This is a genomic window from Mesorhizobium sp. C416B (assembly GCF_030323165.1).
Classification (GTDB): Bacteria; Pseudomonadota; Alphaproteobacteria; order Rhizobiales; family Rhizobiaceae; genus Mesorhizobium.
Window position 1 is genome coordinate 5,159,794 of sequence record NZ_CP100471.1, and the last position, 20,325, is coordinate 5,180,118.

The following is a 20,325-nucleotide window of genomic DNA, read 5'->3' on the forward strand; positions in this document are numbered from 1 at the left end:
CGGCCTGCAAATGGCCGATGTCTGCGCTTCCGGTGCTCGCGTACCAAAAGTACGCTCTGCGCCGGTTCTCGGTATCAGCCATTTTCGACTCGGCCTGACCTGAATCTCGACACAGCGTAGCCGGCTTCGGCTGCTTAATTTAGGTGCAGCGCAACATCTCTGCTTGGAGAATGGCCAATAGATGTGTCAGGGTTCGGCTGAAGAAACGCCGATCTCCGGGGCCCCATGGCAATACTGGCAGCCGTCTACCACCTGACCCATTACAAATATGACCGGCCGGTGGTTCTCGGGCCCCAGGTCATCAGGCTGCAGCCGGCACCGCATTCCCGCACCAAGGTGCTCAGCCATTCGCTGAAGGTCGGGCCGGCGAACCACTTCGTCAATCTGCAGCAGGACCCCTACGGCAATTTCCTGGCCCGCTTCGTCTTCCCGGAGCCGGTGACGGAATTGAAGATCGAGGTCGACCTCGTCGCCGACATGACGGTCTACAATCCGTTCGATTTCTTCGTCGAGCCATCGGCCGAGACCCTCCCGTTCGAGTACCCCGAAGACATCAGGGACGATCTCGCCATCTACCGCACGCCGGAGCCGGCGGGGCCGCTGCTGTCTGCTTTCCTCGCAACCATCGACCGTAGCGCCACCAACACCGTCAATTTCGTCGTCGACCTCAATGCGCGGCTGCAGCGGGAGATCGCCTATATCGTGCGGATGGAAACCGGCGTGTTCTCGCCGGAGGAAACGCTGGCCGCGAAAAAGGGATCGTGCCGGGATTCGAGCTGGCTGCTGGTGCAAATCCTCAGGAATCTCGGCCTCGCCGCGCGTTTCGTCTCAGGCTATCTGATCCAGCTGAAGCCCGATCTGGTCGCGCTCGATGGCCCAGCCGGAACCGCCGTCGACTTCACCGACCTGCACGCCTGGTGCGAGGTCTATCTGCCGGGCGCCGGCTGGATCGGCTTCGATCCGACGTCGGGCCTGCTCACCGGCGAAAGCCATGTGCCGCTGGCGGCCACGCCGCATTTCCGCAACGCCGCGCCCATTTCCGGCATGGCGAGCTTCGCCAATGTCGAATTCGGCTTCGACATGCGTGTCGACCGCATCGCCGAACATCCGCGCATCACCAAGCCATTCTCGGACGAAAGCTGGCAGGCGCTGGATGCGCTGGGCAACAAGGTCGACGCCGCACTTCAAGCGGGCGACGTCAGGCTGACCATGGGCGGCGAGCCGACCTTTGTCTCCATCGACGATTTCGAGTCCGCCGAGTGGAACACCGCCGCCGTCGGCCCGACCAAGCGCGAAAAGGCCGATGCGCTGATCCGTAAATTGCGCGAACGCTTCGCGCCGGGCGGCTTCCTCCACTACGGCCAGGGCAAATGGTATCCGGGCGAAAGCCTGCCGCGCTGGACCTTTTCGCTCTATTGGCGCACCGACGGCCAGCCGGTGTGGAGCGATCCGTCGCTGATCGCACGCGAAAAGAGCGACGCAAAGGTGGGGCCGCAGCAGGCCGAGAGCTTGCTGACGGCAATCGCCGGCGAACTCGGCATCGACAAGGCGATGGTCAGCGAGGCCTATGAGGACCCGGCCGAATGGCTGCTGAAAGAAGGCAAGCTGCCCGACAATGTCGATCCGTCCAACTCCAAGCTGGAAGACCCGGAAGAGCGCAGCCGCATGGCGAAAGTGTTCGAGCGCGGGCTGACCAAGCCGTCGGGCTACGTGCTGCCGGTGCAGCGCTGGAACAGCCAGGCTTCGGACCCGCGCTGGCGCTCGGAGAAGTGGAAGACCCGGCGCGGGCGGCTGTTCCTGGTGCCGGGCGATTCCCCTGTCGGTTACCGCCTGCCGCTGGGCACGCTGCCCTATGTGCCGCCGGCGCAGTTCCCCTATATTGTGCCGGTCGATCCGTCGCTGCCGCGTGGACCGCTGCCGGCGCGGGAAGCCATACTGCCAGAACCGGCTCCGGCCGAGCTGGAAGGCGCCGACGAGATGGCACGACGCCAGCAGGCGATTTCTTTCACGGCGACGACCGGCCAGCAGGATAGGGTCGAACAGGAGATCACCGAGATCGGCGGCGCGGTGCGTACAGCACTTTCGGTCGAGCCACGCGACGGGCGGCTGTGCGTGTTCATGCCGCCGGTCGAGGCGCTGGAAGACTATCTCGAACTCGTCGCAGCCGCCGAAAACGCGGCCAAGGCGATCGGCCTTCCCGTCCATATCGAAGGCTATGGACCGCCGCACGATCCGCGCCTCAACGTCATCAGGGTGGCACCCGATCCCGGCGTCATCGAGGTCAACATCCATCCGGCTGCCAACTGGCAGGACTGCGTGGCGACGACGACGGCGATCTACGAGGAAGCACGGCAGACGCGGCTTGGCGCCGACAAGTTCATGATCGACGGCCGCCACACCGGTACCGGCGGGGGCAACCATGTCGTCGTCGGCGGCGCGACGCCCAATGACAGCCCGTTCCTGCGCCGGCCCGATCTGTTGAAGAGCCTGGTGCTGCAATGGCAGCGGCGCCCGTCGCTGTCCTATCTATTCTCCGGCCTGTTCATCGGCCCGACCAGCCAGGCGCCGCGCTTCGACGAGGCGCGGCACGATTCGCTTTACGAACTCGAGATCGCGATGGCGCAGGTGCCGCACCCGGGCCAGGGCAACCCACCGCTGCCTTGGCTGGTCGACCGACTGTTTCGCAACCTGTTGACCGATGTCACCGGCAATACGCACCGCTCGGAAATCTGCATCGACAAGCTGTTTTCGCCCGATGGCCCGACCGGCCGGCTTGGGCTTGTTGAGTTCCGCGGTTTCGAGATGCCGCCCAATGCGCGCATGTCGCTGGCGCAGCAATTGCTGGTACGCGCCATCATCGCCCGTGCGTGGAACAACCCGCTTGATGGCCGCTTCGTGCGCTGGGGCACCTCGCTCCATGACCGTTTCATGCTGCCGCACTATGTCTGGGCGGATTTCCTCGACGTGCTCGACGACCTCAAGCTCAACGGGTTCGAATTCCGGCCGGAATGGTTCGATGCCCAGCTGGAGTTCCGCTTTCCGTTCTGCGGCGAAGTCCAGCATGCCGGCATCAAGCTGGAACTGCGGCAGGCGCTGGAGCCGTGGCATGTCATGGGCGAGCAAGGCGCAATCGGCGGCACTGTGCGTTTCGTCGACTCCTCGGTCGAACGGCTGCAGGTCAGGACCGAAGGCCTCAACCCGGAACGTCATGCCATTGTCTGCAATGGCCGAATCGTGCCGATGAAGGTCACCGACAATCGCGAGGTCGCGGTGGCCGGTGTGCGCTTCAAGGCCTGGCAGCCTTCGTCGGGCCTGCATCCGGCGCTGCCGGTCAACACGCCTTTGGTTTTCGACATTTACGACCGTTGGTCGGGGCGGGCGGTGGGCGGCTGCGTCTACCATGTCGCGCATCCAGGTGGGCGCAGCTACGACACCTTCCCGGTCAACGGCAATGAGGCTGAGGCGCGGCGTCTCGCCCGCTTCGAGCCGCGCGGCCATACGCCGTCGGCCTATGTGGTGCGCAATGAAGAAGCCTCTGAATACTTCCCCATGACCCTTGACCTCAGGCGGCCAGCAAGACTCTGATCAGCGATGGCAAAGGGGAATCAGAAAAAGGTCCGCGGCAAGCCGCTGAGGCACAGTCTGCTGGAGCACTATCAGCCGATTGACGGCGTCGTCGACGAGATGGTCGATGCTTCGGGCCATCCGCGTCCGGCCTGGGCGCCCTTCATCGAGGCGCTGGAGGAGCTGGGTCCCGAAAAGCTGGGCCAGCGCTTTGCCCGCGCCGACCAGTATCTGCGCGACGCCGGCGTTTATTATCGCGTCTACGACAAGGCCGGCGCCAACGAGCGCGAATGGCCACTGGCGCATATCCCGCTGCTGATCGAAGACAAGGAATGGGCCGGGATCAGCGCCGGTCTCGTCCAGCGCGCCGAGCTTTTCGAGGAGATAGTCGCTGATATTTACGGGCCGAACCGGCTGATCGAGAAGGGAATCCTGCCGGCAGGCCTGATTGCGGCGAGCCCCGAATATTTGCGCCCCGTCGTCGGCACCATGCCGGCCAGCGGTCATTTCCTGCATTTTTGCGCCTTCGAGCTCGGCCGTGGGCCGGATGGAAGCTGGTGGGTGCTGGGCGACCGCACGCAGGCGCCGTCGGGCGCCGGCTTTGCGCTGGAAAACCGCGTCGCCACGACGCGGGCTTTGTCCGACATCTATGGCGAGATGCATGTGCATCGCCTGGCCGGTTTCTTCCGTCGCTTTCGCGATGCTCTGATCGGCATGGCGAAGGAGAATGACGGCCGCGTCGCCATTCTGACGCCGGGGCCGCTCAACGAGACCTATTATGAGCACGCCTATATCGCCCGCTATCTCGGCATCATGCTGCTCGAGGGCGAGGATCTGACCGTCTCCGGCGGCAAGCTGATGGTGCGCACGGTTTCCGGGCTGATGCCGATCAGCGTGCTGTGGCGGCGGCTCGATGCCGCCTTTGCCGATCCGCTGGAACTGAGGTCGGACTCGCATATCGGCACGCCGGGGCTGGTCGAGGCGATCCGCCGCGGCACCGTGTCTACGGTCAATGCGCTGGGGTCGGGCTTGATGGAAACCCGGGCGCTGCTCGCTTTCCTGCCGAAGATTTCGCGCGCATTGCGCGGCGAAGAACTTCTGTTGCCAAGCGTCGCCACCTGGTGGTGCGGGCAAGCAACCGAACGGGCCCATGTGCTTGCCAATATCGATCGCATGGTGATCGGTCCGGCGCTGTCGACGCGGCTGGCCTTCGAGGATGACGGCCAGACCAGGCTCGGTTCGGCACTGACGCCGGAGGAACGCATCGCGCTGATCGCGCGCATCGAGAGCGATGGCAGCGGTTTCGTCGGCCAGGAAGCGGTGACGCTGTCAACGACGCCGGTCTATGTCGGCGGCTGGCTGGAACCGCGACCGGCAAGCCTGCGCGTTTATCTGGCGCGCACGCCCGATGGCTGGACGGTAATGCCGGGCGGTTTCGCCCGTGTCGGCCTATCGCTCGACCCGACGGCCATCGCCATGCAGCGCGGCGGCCAGGCGGCCGACGTCTGGGTGGTCAGCGACCGGTCGGTCGAGCGCGAGACGCTGCTGCCGCAGGAGCATGACAGCTTCGTCCGCACCATGCCGGGCAGCCTGCCCAGCCGCGCGGCGGAAAACCTGACCTGGCTCGGCCGCTATATCGAGCGTTCGGAAGATACGGTGCGTATCCTGCGCGCCTATCATGTGCGGCTGGCCGAGACGTCCGATCCTGACATGCTGCTGCTCGCCGATATAAGGGACTATCTCGAACCCTTCGGCATCGATCTCGAAGCGGCCATTCCGCCCGGATTGATCGGCACGCTGGACAGCGCCGTCTACAGCGCCGGACAGATCCGCGACCGCTTTTCACCCGATGGCTGGCTGGCGCTGAAGGACCTGTCGAAGACCATTCATCAGTTCGCCACCACGGTGGCGCCGGGTGACGACGCGACACGGGCGATGACGGTCATGCTGCGCAAGTTGGCCGGCTTTTCCGGCCTGTTGCACGAGAATATGTACCGTTTCACCGGCTGGCGTTTCCTCGAGATCGGCCGGCGGATCGAGCGCGGCATCCAGATCGCCCGTACGCTAGCCCGACTGACAAGGTCCGGTGCGCCGGACGGCTCGCTCGACATGATGCTGGAGATCGGTGACAGCGTCATGACCCACCGCCGGCAATATCCGGTGCGGGCCGGACGGCGCACGGTGATCGACCTCTTGGCGCTCGACCCACTCAACCCGCGCTCGATCCTGTTCCAGCTCGAACGGCTGAAGGCGGAGATCGGCCTGTTGCCATCGGTTGGGCCGGAGGGGCATATGTCGGTCGCGGCCAAGGAAATCCTGCAGCTCAACACGGCAATTGCCGTCATGGAGCCATCGGAGATGTCGGCGGAGGTGCTGGACGATCTCGCAACTGAGATCGGCAACCTCTACAGCAGCCTGGCTAAAGCGTATTTCGGTTAACATGCTGTACGATATCAGGCTTCATCTCAGCTACGATTATGACGCCGCGGCCGGCGGCAGCCGGCATCAGGTGCGTGTATTGCCGCCGACCATTGCCGGCGTGCAGCGCGTGATCGCGGCCTCGCTTTCGTTTGTGCCGACCCCATCGGAGCGCACGGATTTTGCCGATTTCTTCGGCAACAATGTCACCGCGATCGCCTTTCGCGACGTCCATGACGGGCTCGACATCAGAATGAGCGCGCGCGTGTCGGTGTCACGGCCGGAGCCTGGGCTCGACGTGTCGCCCGATCTGCAGCGCCTGCGGGAAGAACTCGGCGCCGTACGGTCACTGGCGCCGGATGCACCGCATCACTTTCTCGCCGCCAGCGATCATGCCGGCATCGATGCGGCGATCACCGCCTATGCTCGCGACAGCGCCGGCGGCTCGACGGTCGGCATGGCCATCGATCTGTGCAACCGCATCCACCGCGACTTCACCTATGACGGGGAAGCGACCACGGTGCGTACCGGGGCCAGCGATGCCTTCCGTTTGAAGCGGGGCGTGTGCCAGGACTTCTCCCACATCATGATCGCCGGCCTGCGCGGTCTAGGTATTCCTGCGGGTTATGTCAGCGGCTTCCTGCGCACCATTCCACCGAAAGGGAAGCCGCGGCTCGAAGGCGCCGATGCCATGCATGCCTGGGTCAAGGTGTGGTGTGGGCGCGATGCCGGCTGGCAGGAATTCGACCCGACCAATGGCATGCGGGCCAGCAACGACCACATCACCGTTGGCTATGGCCGCGACTATTCCGACGTGGCTCCGATCGTCGGCGTGCTGAAAACCACCGGCGGCCAGGTCGGCGACCAGGCCGTCGACGTCATCCCGGTCGCGCTCGAGAAGGCCTGACAGCCTCGAAGCACAGCTTCTCAACAACGGCCATGCCCGCTATGCTCGGTCGAAACTTCGGGGAGGATCGGTCGGCAGGCATGCTGATGCGGAGTTCGGTATTGACGGCAATCAGTGTCATCATCCCGGCGCACAATGCGGCGGCAACCATTGCGGCCACGCTGGCCTCGCTTCGTTCCGAAGCCGAGGTTATCGGCGAGGTGCTGCTGGTCGACGATTCCTCCTCGGACGGGACGGCAGAAGCCGCGCTGAATGCCGCCACGCAATTCTCGTTGCCGTTGCGCGTGCTCAAGAGCAGCTGCCGGGACGCGGGCGGCTCCCGCAATGTGGCGCTGGCGCAGGCGCAATGCTCCTGGATCTACCTGATCGACGCCGACGACTTGCATCTGGAGGGCGGGCTGCGGTCGATGCTGGTCCGGGCGGGGGAGCAACCGGCCGCCGACATGGTGATCGGCGCCTACCGTCGGCGCACCGATGGCGAGAACCGGAACCTCAAGCTTCCAGCCGGCTACATAGAAGACGGTATAGCCAATGCCTCGGCCTATCTGGAAGGTCACATTCGCTCGATCGCCGTGGGCAGTGCGCTGGTTTCCCGGCGGGTCGTCGGCGACACGCGCTTCCCGACCGGGCTTGCCTATGACGAGGACACGCTGTTCTGGTCCAGGCTGATGGGCAGGGCGTCGCTTGCCCTGATCGTGCATCCCGTCATGATCTACCACGTTTCGGCAGTGCGTTCTGATGATCGCTTCATCACCAGGCCGGTGCGCCGCTTTCTCGACTGGCGGCTGGCGCTGCGCGAGCTGACTGACTGTGGCATCCCACTGTCGTCGCTAAAGACCAGGGAGGGGCTGGTCGCCCTCAAGATCGCCCGGGTTCACTATGCGCGCGGTGATCTGGAGACGGCGGCGCGGTTCCTGAGGATCGCGGCGGCGGCGCCGAAGGTGCGGTCGAACACCTGGCGCTGCAGGCGCTACCAGCTGAAGCTGGCGCTGCGGCGCTGGTTTTCCTCTCCGCGCGTCCAGTTGCAACGTGCCTGAATCAGCCCCGCCGCAGCTTGCCGTCATTGTCATCGGCTATCGCGCGCCGGCTCAAATCGTCGAGGCGGTGACATCCCTGCTGGATCAGGATGAGCCGCTCGAGATCATGGTGGTCAACTCGGGCGGAGGCGAGGTCATGGCGCTGCTGACCGGCGCCGGGGTCAAGGTGCCAGTGATCGAGGTCGGTCGAAGGCTGTTTGTAGGCGCAGCCCGCAATCTCGGCATTGCGGCCACCAAAGCGCCTTTCGTTGCCTTTCTTGCCGATGATTGCCTCGCCTGTTCGGGCTGGGCCGAGGCACGGATGCAGCGGCATCTGGCTGGCGACCGCGCCGTGGCGAGCGCGATGGTGAATAGCCATCCGCGCAATCTGATCGCCTGTGCGGCTCATCTGATCATGTTCATGCGACGGCTTCCCGGTCTGCCGTCGGATCGTGCGCTGCGTTACGGCGTGTCGTTTGATCGGCGGCTGTTCGATGAATTTGGCTTGTTCGATGAAACCATGCCTGCTGCCGAAGACACCGAATTCCTGGGGCGGCTGCCGCAGGAACTGCAGCCGGTGTGGGAGCCTAAGGTGCAAACCGTTCATCGCAACGAAACCCGGCTGTCCAGATTGCTTGCCGATCAGTACAGGCGCGGCTGTCGCCGCGGCGATTACCTCGCAGCGTCTGCGCTGAACACTCCGTTTCGGTGTTTTCGCGACACGTTTCGCGATCGGCGGAATGCCCGCAAGCTGGCGAAGATCGGGCTTTCCGATCGGGATCGAACTTTCGCGATGATGTCGATGCCAATTGTCTGGCTTGCCCTGCTGGTCAAATCCGTGGGTGTCTATATTGGCGTGCGAAATCGCGTGAAAGCGGCAACAAGAAAATGATAACGAGCCAAATCAAGCCTCGACGCTGGCGACGGAGCCGACTGTTCTGGACGCGCCAGAGAACGGTCGCAGTTTTCAGCTATCGTTATGACGCGCATCTGGTTGCCGATCTGATCACCAATATCGATCCGGTCGTTGACGGCTGGATTGCCTATGACGATCGCGGGGCGACCGGCGTGTTCAGCAGCGAGCCGCAGCGGCGGCGGATCTTACTCGACGCAGCGCATGAAGCTGCCGCCGACTGGATCCTGGCTATTGATCCCGATGAGCGGCTGGAACGCGGTACCGCGGAGCGGATCGGACAGCTGACGGGGGATTACAGGCGCATGGCCTGGGGGTTCCGGCTCCGCGAATTGTATTCGCCGACCGAGTACCGGGTCGACGGGCTGTGGGCCGAAAAGTTCCAGTATCGTCTGTTCAGAGCCTACGATCCGGCGAAGTACCGACCAGAGGACCTGCACGGGCTCTGGTATCCTCCCGATCTTGGTTTCAAGGCCCGCAACAGCGGGCTCAACCTCTATCATTTAAAGATGATGGAGCCGAAGCGGCGGATCGCCCGCCGCAATCTCTACCACCACCTTGATCCAAAGGGGCTCCTGCAGGATGTGGGCTATGACTACCTTGCCGATGAGGCAGGGGCCGTGTTCGAACAGATTCCGCCCGGGCGCGACTACCATCCGCCTCACGTCGACGATGGCGGCCTCTGGATGGCCGTGCCGGCTGGTGCCACCATTGGTGGACCCGACCACATTCCATAGCAACGGGGTGGAACCAGCAGTCGGCTTGGCGCTTATCTACGAGAAAAATTTCGTGGAGCGGGCATGCTTGACAAATCTGGGACGCCATCCGGCCGGTCGGCTGCCGGACGGGGGGACGATGGAGCGCCGAAGAACGGCGCGCAGACCGCTGCCGAACAGGCCTCGCTCACCTATATCAGCGACAGCGAGCCGGGGATCCGGCGCCTGAAGGCGGGCGAAGGCTTTTCCTACAAGGGCGCGAAAGGACAGGCCCTCGGCGCGGCAGCCATTGCCCGCATCAAGGCGCTGGCCATTCCGCCGGCATGGACGGATGTGTGGATCTCGCCCGATCCCGCCGGCCACATCCAGGCGACCGGCCGCGACCAGCGCGGGCGCAAACAGTACCGCTACCATCCGCTGTGGGCCGCCGAGCGCGACGGCGCCAAATACTCCAGCCTTGTCGCCTTTGCCGAAAGCCTGCCGGAGCTGCGCCGCCGGATCGATGCCGATCTGCGCCGCCGTGGCCTGCCGGCCGAGCGCGTCGTGGCGGCAATTGTCTGGCTGCTCGACAACACGATGATCCGGGTCGGCAATGCCGCCTATGCCCGCGACAACAAGAGCTTTGGGCTGACGACGCTACGCGACCGCCACGTCGACATCAAGGGATCGAGCCTGCGCTTTGCCTTCAAGGGCAAGTCCGGCAAGGAATGGAAATTGAAGCTGGTCGACCGCCGCATCGCCCGGGTCGTGCGCGGCGCGCAGGATATTCCGGGGCAGCAACTGTTCCAATATCTCGACGAGGATGGCGAGAGGCATGGAGTGCGCTCCGACGATGTCAACCGCTATATCCGCGACGCGATCGGCGCCAATTTCAGCTCCAAGCATTTCCGCACCTGGGGCGGCACCATCCATGCCGCGTCGCTGTTTGCGCGGACGGAGCTTCCCGAAAGCCAGGCGCAGACCAAGCGTGTAATGAACGCCGTCATCGACAAGGTGGCCGAGCGGCTCGGCAACACACGCGCCGTCTGCCGCAAATGCTACATCCATCCACAGGTTTTCGAAGCCTGGGTGGAAGGGCGGCTGCTTAGCGAAATGACCGAGGCCAACAAGCGCAAGCGATCGATAGACGGTCTCGATGATGAAGAGGCTCTTGTGCTGAGATGGTTGAAGGCAAGCGAAGGCTGACAAAAATGGCGTAACTTTTTTGTCGACGCCATGTCGGCATAGGCCCTACTGTTTCGTCCTTTGAGACAGAAAAGGACGTCCCATGCTCTACGCTATCCTCTGCTATGCCTCCGAAGATGTCGTCTCCTCCTGGAGCAAGGCACAGGATGACGAGGTCATGGCAAAGCTCATGCATGTGCAGGAAAAATACGCTCAAGCCGGCCGGCTTGGGCCGGTGGCGCGGCTTTTGCCCACCACCGCCGCGACGACGCTGCGCAAGGTCAAGGGCGAATCGGTCGTCATCGACGGCCCGTTTGCCGAGACCAAGGAACAGTTCCTCGGCTTCTACACGCTGGAATGCGCCGATCTCGACGAGGCCGTCGACTTCGCGCGCGAGCTTTCCGAGGTCAATCCCAGCGGCGGATCCTATGAGATCCGACCGGTTTCCGTCTTCAACCCAACCAGAGTAGCCACATGACAGACCTCGCCTGGATAAGCTCGGCGATCAGCGCTGCCCGCCCGCAGGCTATGGGTGCGCTGCTGCGCTATTTCCGCAATCTCGATACGGCGGAGGAAGCTTTCCAGGACGCGTGCCTGAGGGCACTCAAGAACTGGCCGCAGAACGGGCCGCCGCGCGATCCTGCGGCCTGGCTGATCTTTGTCGGCCGCAACACCGGCATCGACGCGGTGCGCAAGCGCGCCAAGCAGGCGCCGATGCCGGAAGAGGACCAGATCTCGGACCTGGAAGATGCCGAGAGCGATATCGCCGAACGGCTGGACGGCGCGCACTACCGCGATGACATATTGCGGCTCTTGTTCATCTGCTGCCATCCGGATCTGCCGCCTACGCAGCAGATCGCGGTGGCGCTGCGCATCGTCTCCGGTCTCACCGTCAAGCAGATCGCGCGTGCGTTCCTGGTCGGCGAAAGCGCCATGGAACAGCGCATCACGCGCGCCAAGGCGCGCATTGCCGATGCCGGCGTGCCGTTCGAGACGCCCGGCGCGGTCGAACGCTCGGAGCGGCTCGCCGCCGTCGCCGCCATGGTCTATCTGATCTTCAACGAAGGTTATTCCACCAACAGCGGCGAGGCGCCGGCGCGTGCGCCGCTTTGCGAGGAAGCGATCCGGCTGGCTCGCCTGTTGCTGCGGCTGTTCCAGACCGAGCCGGAGATCATGGGCCTGACGGCATTGCTTTTGCTGCAGCATGCGCGCGCGCCGGCCCGCTTCGACGAGAATGGCGAGATCGTGCTGCTCGACGACCAGGACCGCTCGCTGTGGAGCCGCAAGATGATCGACGAAGGCCTGGCGCTGGTCGACAAGGCCCTGCGCCACCAGAAGCCCGGACCCTACCAGGTGCAGGCGGCGATCGCCGCCCTTCATGCGCGGGCGGCAACCCCCGAGGAGACCGACTGGACAGAGATCGACCTGCTCTACAGCCTGCTGGAGGCGATGCAACCTTCGCCGGTGGTGACGCTGAACCGTGCGGTTGCGGTCGCCAAGGTGCGCGGGCCGGAAGCTGCCCTTGCCATGATCGAGCCGCTTGGCGAGAGGCTGTCCGGCTATTTCCACTTCTTCGGCCTCAAGGGCGGTCTGTTGATGCAGCTCGGCCGTGGCGAAGAGGCGCGTGTCGCCTTCGATCGCGCCATTGCGTTGGCCAACACGGCAGCGGAAGCCGCCCATATCCGCATGCATATCGACCGGCTGATGCGAGACGGAGCCGTGAAGGCGCCGGCGAAGACAGCGCACTAAACCTGTTCCTCCTGTGGCTCAATCGTGCAATCCCGGCTTGGACCATGCCGGGGTGGCGATTTTCCCCTGAAACGAGTAATGGCACGCCATGACAGCGCCTGCGGCATGCGGGCGATAATGGCGCCAAGGCTCGACCGCCGCCCTATGATGGCGAGCGGATCTGAAAGGGATGAAAATGACGATAGCGAAGGAAACGGCCGAACTTCTGGCGAAACTGGGTGTGGCCAAGGACGCGCTGACCGGCGGCGACCTCGTCGTGCGCAGCCCGGTGACGGGTGAACAGATCGCGGCGCTGAAGACGATTTCGCCGGCCGATGCGGCCAAGACCATCGATGCCGCGCACACGGCGTTCCAGGCCTGGCGGATGGTGCCGGGTCCCCGGCGCGGCGAACTGGTGCGGTTGCTCGGCGAGGAGTTGCGCGCGCACAAAACCGAGCTTGGCCGGCTGGTGTCGATCGAGGTCGGCAAGATCCCGTCGGAAGGCCTCGGCGAAGTTCAGGAAATGATCGACATCTGCGATTTCGCCGTCGGCCTTTCCCGCCAACTCTACGGTCTAACCATCGCCACCGAGCGTCCGGGACATCGCATGATGGAGACCTGGCATCCGCTCGGCGTCGTCGGCGTCATTTCGGCCTTCAACTTCCCGGTCGCGGTGTGGTCGTGGAACGCGGCGCTCGCGCTGGTCTGCGGCGACGCCGTGGTGTGGAAGCCCTCGGAAAAGACGCCGCTGACGGCGCTCGCCTGCGAGGCGATTTTTGCCGGCGCGGTCAAGCGCTTCGGCGCGGATGCGCCGCAGGGCCTGGCACCGGTGCTGATTGGCGACCGCTCCGTCGGCGAGATCCTGGTCGACCACCCGAAGGTGGCGCTGGTTTCTGCCACCGGCTCGACCCGCATGGGCCGGGATGTCGGCCCGCGGCTGGCCAAGCGCTTTGCCCGCGCCGTGCTCGAACTCGGCGGCAACAATGCCGGCATCGTCTGCCCGACCGCCGATCTCGACATGGCGCTGCGCGCCATCGCCTTTGGCGCCATGGGCACCGCGGGCCAGCGCTGCACGACGCTGCGGCGCCTGTTCGTGCATGACAGCGTCTATGACACGCTGCTGCCGCGGCTGAAGAAGGCCTATGAGAGCGTCTCGGTCGGCAACCCGCTGGAGACGTCTTCGCTCGTCGGGCCGCTGATCGACAAGGGGGCGTTCGACGCCATGCAGAAGGCGCTCAAGGAAGCCACCGCTCACGGCGGCAAGCTGACCGGCGGTTCGCGGGTCGAGAATGGCCATCCCGATGCCTATTACGTGCATCCGGCGCTGGTCGAAATGCCGAAGCAGGTGGCTCCCGTCACCGAAGAAACCTTCGCGCCGATCCTCTATGTGATGAAGTACTCCGATTTCGATGCCGTGCTCGACGAGCACAATGCGGTCGGCGCCGGACTGTCGTCGTCGATATTCACCCGCGACCTGCAGGAATCCGAGCGCTTCCTCGGCGTCGATGGTTCGGATTGCGGCATCGCCAACGTCAACATCGGCACGTCGGGCGCCGAGATCGGCGGCGCGTTCGGCGGCGAGAAGGAAACCGGCGGCGGCCGCGAGAGCGGCTCCGATGCCTGGAAGGCCTATATGCGCCGCGCCACCAACACGGTGAACTATTCCAAGGCGCTGCCGCTGGCGCAGGGCGTGTCATTCGACATCGATTGAGATGCTGCGCCCGGCTTTTGACCAGTTGATCCACCCGAACCCGTCGGGCGGATCGCTGCCGCTCGCGCGGATCGTTCCGCTTTCAGGCTTCGCCCCCGCTGTCCAGATGTCCGTATCCCGACGGCGGAAAGGCCACCTCGGCCATGCGCCCGGACGGGTCCTCGCGGTCGGCACGACCGGCTGCGCAACAGCGTCTGCGCCGAACGTTCAGCCAGCGTGCGGCGACGCCGGTCGGCAGGCCTCGAACGCGGCATCGATAACGGCAAGCTTGGCGGCCTGGACGGTCATGTATTCCTGGTAGAAGCTGTTCGAGACCCACATTACGGAATGCCCGCGCCGGCCCAGCCAGCCGACGCTGCCGAGCTTTTCGGCGTCGCGCAATTTGCGCGCAAGATGGGTGCGCGAGAGTTTTAGCCAACTGGCGAATTCGCCGATCGAAACCACGCTGGTCGGGATCCGGTCGAGGGCGGCATTGTCGGGATCGATGCCGGACATCAGCCAATCCATGACGATGCCGCCATTGTTGAGCCAGATGAACAGCGAAAACGTCTGCTTGGGCTCACGCACAGGGTTGGAGGAGAGCAGGCCTTCCGCCACCAGCGGCTGCAGCCTGGAAATCATGCCGTGCTGCTCGAGAAACGCGGCGAGGCGGCTGCCGCTGTCGAGACCGTCGAGCGTGCGCAGATGCGCAACCACCCAGCCGTCGAATTCCTTCAGCGTCGCTGCCGTCACCTGAAACGGGTGGGATCGTCCGTCACCGGTGTGCGGCAGGTATTCGATGATGTGATAGTGCAGCATCTCCTTGATGAAGGCTTCGGCCGTGTTGCGGCTAGCGACGGAATAGTGAAGCACGGCATCGATGAAGCGGGCCAGTGTCAGTTCCGTGCGGGGATCGCGCGGGTCGCGGGCGAAATGCAGGGCTAGGCCGGTGTGAGCCAGCAACCAGCGCTGTTGCGTGGCGAACACGGCGGCCAGGCGTGGGCTCGTTTCATAGATATGCAGCAGCGCCTTCGACTGCGCCTCGACATGACGGTGCAGCGCCGGATGGCCGGCAATATATTCGAAATTCAGCGCCATCCTCCTCGTCCTCCGGCCAGCCCCCCGGCAGCGAAGACGTGCAATCACATTTCCAGCCTTAGCCGCCCGTGTCCAGCCATGCCAACCCGGACAAAAGGCCTAGAGCGAGCCTGGGCTATCGTTCCGGCTATTACGGCCGCAACCGCGAGGTGATGGAGAGCCATCGCGTCCTAGCCACGAACACCACATCGTGGCAAACTTCTTGTTAACCACATGCTCGGTGAAAATATCGGATTAACCTCAGATGCCACTATCGAGGTTATGTTCCGTACCTTAGCGTTCAATATGAGTTCAAGGGATGTGTGGATTCGGGGGTTATTTCGGGTCAATCCGGGATGCGGAAGCTTTGCTCACGCACATGGTAGCCGCAATTGCCCATCGTGGGCCGGATGAGCAAGGGAAATTCGTAGCACCCGATGCCGGGCTCGGGCATGCGCGGCTGTCGGTGATCGGCATCGGCGATGGCCAGCAACCGATGTCCGACGAGGCCGGCAATTTGACGATTGCGTTCAACGGCGAGATTTTCAACTACATAGAACTGCGCGAAGGGCTGATCGCCAAGGGCCGGCACTTTCGGACGTCGAGCGACACAGAGGTCATCCTTCAGCTCTATGAGGAGATGGGCGAAGACTGCTTGTCTCTCCTGAACGGTGATTTCGCCTTGGCGATATGGGACAATCGGCAGCGACGAATGGTGCTTGCACGAGACCGGATGGGTGTCCGGCCGCTCTTCTACACAAGTAAGGACGGGGTGCTTTACTTTGCCTCGGAGATCAAAGCCCTGTTGAAGGTCCCGGGGGTCTCCGCTGAAATTGATCCGATTGCGCTGGATCAGATCTTTACGCTGTGGGCGCCGATCGCTCCGCGCACGGCGTTCCGCAATATCCACGAGTTGGAACCGGCAAGTGTGATGATCGCGACGCAGGGGCAGGTCACGGTCAAACGGTACTGGCACCTGGACTATCCGCATCGTGATGAGCCGTCGAAGATCACGAACGAGGACCACGCGGCAGAGGAATTGCAAGCCCTTCTGACCGATGCGGTGAGGCTTCGCATGCGGGCCGACGTGCCGGTCGGCTCCTATCTTTCCGGAGGGCTCGATTCCTCGCTTGTTTCGGCGCTTGCCGCCGGCATGACTCCTCGGAGACTGGAGACATTTTCCGTAACCTTCGACAGCGCCGAGCATGACGAAAGCGCCTTTCAGATCGAAATGGCCTCGGCGCTCGGCACGCGCCACCACGCCATAGAATGCGGCGCCCGCGATATCGCCAGCGTCTTTCCTGAGGTCGTCCGCTTTGCCGAGCGGCCGATCATCCGCACGGCGCCAGCGCCACTCTACAAATTATCCGCCCTGGTTCGCCAGGCCGGCCTGAAGGTGGTGCTGACGGGTGAAGGCGCCGACGAGGTCTTCGCCGGCTACGACGTCTTCAAGGAGGCGCGTGTCCGCCGGTTCTGCGGGCGGCAGCCCACATCGCGCATGAGGCCGCAGCTGTTCCGCCGGCTTTACCCGTATCTGCCGGGCCTGCAACAGCAATCGGTGGAGTATCTGGCTGCCTTCTTCGGCACCAGCAACGCTGCCCTCGACGATCCGCTGTTCTCGCATCGGCCACGCTTCAAGACCACGGCGGCGGCGAAAATCTTCTTTTCCGGCGACCTGCGCGCGACGTTGAAGGGTTATGACGCAGCTGAAGAGCTGACCAGCCGCCTACCCGAGGCGTTTTCCCTATGGCATCCGCTGCATCAGGCGCAATATCTCGAAACCCGCTTCCTCCTGCCCGGCTACATCCTCTCCAGCCAAGGCGATCGGATGGCCATGGCGCACGGCATCGAAGGGCGGTTTCCTTTCCTGGATCATCGCGTGGTAGAGTTCGCGGCAAGACTTCCGCCGGAGATGAAACTGAAAGGCTTGATGGAGAAGCACATATTGCGCAAGGTGGCCAGGCACCACCTTCCGGCGGCGATCGGTAAACGCACCAAGCAACCTTACCGCGCCCCGGAGGCCCGCTCCTTCGTCGGGGCGGAGGAACTAGACTATGTTCGTGACTGCCTGGGCGAGGCGAGCATTACCGCCGGCGGCCTGTTCAACGCCAAGGCGGTGGCCAAGCTCCACGAGAAATGCCGCATGGAGACCGCGACCGGATTTCGCGACAACGCCGCCTTCGTCGGCATTCTGTCGACGCAGTTGTGGCAGAAGAATTTCGCCGGCCAAGCGGTCGGCGCGGCAAGAGCGGCCTGAGACGGCGAGGAAAAGGAAAGACATGATGACGGCAATCAAGGACAGGGTCAGAAGCTTTATCGTCGACAACTTCCTGTTCGGCGACACCTCCTACAAACTGTCGGATTCAGCCTCGCTGATCGAGAACGACATTATCGACTCGACTGCGGTACTTGAGCTGGTGGCCTTCATCGAGGACAATTTCGGCATCGCGATGGTGGATGCCGACATCGTTCCGGCCAACCTGGACTCGCTTGACCGCATCTCGTCCTTCATCGAGGCGAGAGCACAAACGCTGGCAGCGTAAGCGCCAACGGCGAGGAACGTCCCGTGCGGATCGAGCATTTTCTGGTGGCGAAGGCTGCTGCCAACCCGGCCAAGACGGCATTGGTCACCAGGGGCAAAAGGCTGAGCTACGAAGAACTCGACGACCTTTCGAGCCGGCTGGCCACCGCTCTCTTCATGAATGGCATCAGGCGCGACGACCGCGTCCTGATCTTCATGGACAATTGCTGGGAGGCCGCCGTATTGATCTTTGCCGCACTCAAGGCAGGTGCGACCTTCAGTCCGATCAACCCCTCCACAAAGGCCGACAAGCTCGGTTACATCATCGCCGATTGCGACGCCAGGGCGGTCCTGACGCAGGCGAAGCTGATGCCCGTGGTCACCGAAGCCTGCGCATCGCACGGCAAGACCGGCATCTTCGTGGCTTCCACCCCTGAGGCCGATGGGCAATGCCCGGCAGGGGCCGCGTCCCTGACTGACTGCCTGACGTTCGATAGCGCGGAGGTAAACCATCGCGGCATCGACGTCGACCTTGCGATGCTGATCTACACGTCAGGTTCGACCGGCCGGCCCAAGGGTGTGATGATGACGCATCGCAATTGCGACGCTGCCGCGGGGTCGATCGCCACCTATCTGCGCAACGCGCCGGACGACATCATCCTGAACGTCCTCCCGCTTGCCTTCGACTATGGCCTCTATCAGTTGCTGATGGCAGTCAGGCTCGGGGCCACGCTGGTGCTCGAGAAGTCCTTCGCCTTCCCGCACGAGATCTTCGAACGCATCCGCAAAGAGGGCGTCACCGGCCTTCCGCTGGTGCCTACCATGGCGGCGATGATCCTGCAGATGCGTGATCTGGCGCCGGGTTTCCTGCCCAGCCTCCGCTATATTTCCAACACCGCGGCCGCCTTGCCGCCAGCCCACATAGAACGCCTGCGCTCGCTGCTGCCCGGCGTCCGGATCTATTCGATGTATGGGCTGACCGAATGCAAGCGCTGCACCTATTTGCCACCCGAGGAACTTGACCGCCGGCCAGGGTCGGTCGGCATAGCCATCCCCAACACGGAAGCCTTTGTCGTCGACGACCTTGGACAACGCGTGCCGGCGGGCGTGGCAGGTGAGCTCGTTATCCGCGGTCCGCACGTCATGCAGGGCTATTGGCGCAACCAGGCCGCGACGGAACGAGCGCTCCGGCCGGGGCCTAACCCTTGGGAAAAGGTGCTCTATACGGGCGACCTGTTCCAGACCGACGAGGACGGCTTTCTCTATTTTGTCGGGCGTAAGGACGATATCATCAAGACGCGTGGCGAGAAGGTCGCCCCCAAGGAAGTGGAGGCAGTGCTCCACGCCCATCCAGGTATCGCGGAAGCGGTGGTCGTCGGCGTGCCGGATCCGGTGCTGGGGCATGCGATTGGCGCGCTCGTCGTGCGGTCCGATCCGGCGCTTGGCGGAAAGGACATCATTCGTCACTGCGCGCGGCACCTGGAGGATTTCATGGTCCCCAAAATCATAGAGTTCCGCAGCGAATTACCGAAGACGGAGTCGGGCAAGGTCAGCCGCCGGCTCGCGGCTGAGATGATGGAGGCCGAGCAATGAACATCGGCTCAACCCAGGATGCGCCGGCCTTCACGCAAGCCCTGGTCATCGATCCCGCCGCCGAAACGGACAGGATCGTGGCGGCCCTGCGCGAGCAGTTGCGCGGCATTCGCAAGCGCGGCCTCGTGCTCGGTCTTTCGGGCGGTATAGATTCCAGCGTTTCGGCTGCATTGGCCGCGCGTGCCGTCGGCCACCAGAATGTGCTGTGCGTGCTCATGCCGGAAAGCGATTCCGACCCCGAAAGCCTGCGACTCGGCCATCTGGTCGCCGACACTTTCGGCGTCGAGGCCGTTGTGGAGGATATCGGGCCGACCCTGCGGGCAATGGGCTGCTATGAACGCCGCGACGCCTTCATCCGCGAAATGGTCCCGGACTATGGCAAGGGCTGGGCCTCAAAGATCGTGATCGCGAACGTGCTCGAAGGCGAGGGCTACAACATCTCCTCGCTGGTGGTGCAGGACCCGCAAGGCAAGCAGACGAAACTGCGGATGCCGGTGGCGGTCTATCTCGGCATCGTTGCCGCCACCAACATGAAGCAGCGCACCCGCAAGCAGATCGAATATTATCATGCCGACCGGCTGAACTTCGCCGTGCTCGGCACACCGAACCGGCTGGAATACGATCAGGGGTTCTTCGTCAAGAACGGCGACGGCGCCGCCGACGTCAAGCCGATCGCGCATCTCTACAAGACGCAGGTCTATGCGCTAGCCGCCTATCTCGGCATTCCGGAAGAGGTCCGCAACCGGCCGCCGACCACCGACACCTACTCGCTGGCGCAGACGCAGGAAGAATTCTACTTCTCCCTGCCTTACGATCGGATGGATCTGTGTCTCTACGGCCTCAACAACGGCGTGTCCGCCGAGGTGGTAGGGCAAGCGGCGGGATTGACCGCCTCACAGATCGAACGCGTCTGGGCCGACATCGCCGCCAAGCGAAAGGCAACGCGCTATCTGCACCTGCGCCCGCAGCTCGTTGACGGCGTGGACGAAGTCGGCTCCTGACCTATGCATATCGAGCA

Annotated in this window: 15 protein-coding genes; 14 read left to right on the top strand and 1 reads right to left on the bottom strand. The window is 63.7% G+C overall.

What is annotated here, in order from left to right; translation table 11 throughout:
* Positions 1-225 precede the first annotated feature (225 nt).
* The 10 genes from NLY43_RS25220 to amaB all read left to right on the top strand — a co-directional run bounded on the left by NLY43_RS25220 (position 226) and on the right by amaB (position 14,137).
* Positions 226-3,585, top strand: a complete 3,360-nt coding sequence (locus NLY43_RS25220) for a transglutaminase family protein (RefSeq protein WP_023710986.1) — start codon at positions 226-228, stop codon at positions 3,583-3,585.
* A gap of 6 nt (positions 3,586-3,591) precedes the next feature.
* Complete coding sequence (locus tag NLY43_RS25225) at positions 3,592-6,003, top strand: circularly permuted type 2 ATP-grasp protein (protein ID WP_023703955.1); 2,412 nt, start codon at positions 3,592-3,594, stop codon at positions 6,001-6,003.
* Position 6,004: 1 nt separating this feature from the next.
* On the top strand, positions 6,005-6,889 hold the full coding sequence (locus NLY43_RS25230; RefSeq protein WP_023683456.1) for a transglutaminase family protein: 885 nt from the start codon (positions 6,005-6,007) through the stop codon (positions 6,887-6,889).
* 101 nt (positions 6,890-6,990) lie between these two features.
* A complete protein-coding gene (locus tag NLY43_RS25235; protein WP_023686317.1) occupies positions 6,991-7,926 on the top strand; it encodes a glycosyltransferase family 2 protein in 936 nt (311 codons plus the stop codon).
* Positions 7,919-8,797, top strand: coding sequence for a glycosyltransferase family 2 protein (locus NLY43_RS25240; RefSeq protein WP_023725134.1), 879 nt, complete (start codon positions 7,919-7,921; stop codon positions 8,795-8,797). Before NLY43_RS25235 ends, NLY43_RS25240 begins: the two co-directional genes overlap by 8 nt.
* A complete protein-coding gene (locus NLY43_RS25245) occupies positions 8,794-9,555 on the top strand; it encodes a hypothetical protein (RefSeq protein WP_023686315.1) in 762 nt (253 codons plus the stop codon). The genes NLY43_RS25240 and NLY43_RS25245 overlap by 4 nt, the downstream gene beginning before the upstream one ends.
* A 63-nt stretch (positions 9,556-9,618) precedes the next feature.
* On the top strand, positions 9,619-10,719 hold the full coding sequence (locus NLY43_RS25250; protein ID WP_023710988.1) for a DNA topoisomerase IB: 1,101 nt from the start codon (positions 9,619-9,621) through the stop codon (positions 10,717-10,719).
* An 82-nt stretch (positions 10,720-10,801) separates the two neighbouring features.
* The gene (locus tag NLY43_RS25255; protein WP_023671781.1) at positions 10,802-11,176 is read left to right on the top strand and encodes a YciI family protein; all 375 of its coding nucleotides are present in this window, start codon (positions 10,802-10,804) and stop codon (positions 11,174-11,176) included.
* A complete protein-coding gene (locus NLY43_RS25260) occupies positions 11,173-12,447 on the top strand; it encodes an RNA polymerase sigma factor (protein ID WP_023707663.1) in 1,275 nt (424 codons plus the stop codon). The genes NLY43_RS25255 and NLY43_RS25260 overlap by 4 nt, the downstream gene beginning before the upstream one ends.
* A 175-nt stretch (positions 12,448-12,622) precedes the next feature.
* Complete coding sequence (gene amaB, locus NLY43_RS25265) at positions 12,623-14,137, top strand: L-piperidine-6-carboxylate dehydrogenase (protein ID WP_023710989.1); 1,515 nt, start codon at positions 12,623-12,625, stop codon at positions 14,135-14,137.
* Positions 14,138-14,344: 207 nt separating this feature from the next.
* Here the strand turns inward: amaB and NLY43_RS25270 are convergent, their stop codons facing one another.
* The gene (locus NLY43_RS25270) at positions 14,345-15,214 is read right to left on the bottom strand and encodes a hypothetical protein (protein ID WP_023710990.1); all 870 of its coding nucleotides are present in this window, start codon (positions 15,212-15,214) and stop codon (positions 14,345-14,347) included.
* Positions 15,215-15,512: 298 nt separating this feature from the next.
* On the opposite strand from NLY43_RS25270, the gene asnB reads away from it, so the two are divergent.
* From asnB to nadE, 4 genes are read left to right on the top strand one after another with little or no spacing between them, the layout of a single operon-like run.
* Entirely contained in the window at positions 15,513-17,450 is a 1,938-nt protein-coding gene (gene asnB / locus NLY43_RS25275) for an asparagine synthase (glutamine-hydrolyzing) (protein ID WP_023710991.1), read from the top strand.
* 22 nt (positions 17,451-17,472) lie between these two features.
* Positions 17,473-17,736: an acyl carrier protein gene (locus NLY43_RS25280; RefSeq protein ID WP_023671787.1), complete on the top strand. Its 264-nt coding sequence runs from the start codon at positions 17,473-17,475 to the stop codon at positions 17,734-17,736.
* 23 nt (positions 17,737-17,759) lie between these two features.
* Positions 17,760-19,307, top strand: a complete 1,548-nt coding sequence (locus tag NLY43_RS25285) for a class I adenylate-forming enzyme family protein (RefSeq protein ID WP_023710992.1) — start codon at positions 17,760-17,762, stop codon at positions 19,305-19,307.
* Entirely contained in the window at positions 19,304-20,308 is a 1,005-nt protein-coding gene (nadE, locus tag NLY43_RS25290; RefSeq protein ID WP_023710993.1) for an NAD(+) synthase, read from the top strand. The genes NLY43_RS25285 and nadE overlap by 4 nt, the downstream gene beginning before the upstream one ends.
* Positions 20,309-20,325: the final 17 nt, after the last annotated feature.

Excerpts from the sequence above, each read along its gene's own strand:
- NLY43_RS25260 (WP_023707663.1), top strand. The coding sequence starts at position 11,173 with ATGACAGACCTCGCCTGGATAAGCTCGGCGATCAGCGCTGCCCGCCCG.
- NLY43_RS25245 (WP_023686315.1), top strand. The coding sequence starts at position 8,794 with ATGATAACGAGCCAAATCAAGCCTCGACGCTGGCGACGGAGCCGACTG.
- NLY43_RS25225 (WP_023703955.1), top strand. The coding sequence starts at position 3,592 with ATGGCAAAGGGGAATCAGAAAAAGGTCCGCGGCAAGCCGCTGAGGCAC.
- NLY43_RS25220 (WP_023710986.1), top strand. The coding sequence starts at position 226 with ATGGCAATACTGGCAGCCGTCTACCACCTGACCCATTACAAATATGAC.
- NLY43_RS25255 (WP_023671781.1), top strand. The coding sequence starts at position 10,802 with ATGCTCTACGCTATCCTCTGCTATGCCTCCGAAGATGTCGTCTCCTCC.
- NLY43_RS25280 (WP_023671787.1), top strand. The coding sequence starts at position 17,473 with ATGATGACGGCAATCAAGGACAGGGTCAGAAGCTTTATCGTCGACAAC.
- NLY43_RS25270 (WP_023710990.1), bottom strand. The coding sequence starts at position 15,214 with ATGGCGCTGAATTTCGAATATATTGCCGGCCATCCGGCGCTGCACCGT.
- nadE (WP_023710993.1), top strand. The coding sequence starts at position 19,304 with ATGAACATCGGCTCAACCCAGGATGCGCCGGCCTTCACGCAAGCCCTG.
- NLY43_RS25250 (WP_023710988.1), top strand. The coding sequence starts at position 9,619 with ATGCTTGACAAATCTGGGACGCCATCCGGCCGGTCGGCTGCCGGACGG.
- NLY43_RS25230 (WP_023683456.1), top strand. The coding sequence starts at position 6,005 with ATGCTGTACGATATCAGGCTTCATCTCAGCTACGATTATGACGCCGCG.
- asnB (WP_023710991.1), top strand. The coding sequence starts at position 15,513 with ATGTGTGGATTCGGGGGTTATTTCGGGTCAATCCGGGATGCGGAAGCT.
- amaB (WP_023710989.1), top strand. The coding sequence starts at position 12,623 with ATGACGATAGCGAAGGAAACGGCCGAACTTCTGGCGAAACTGGGTGTG.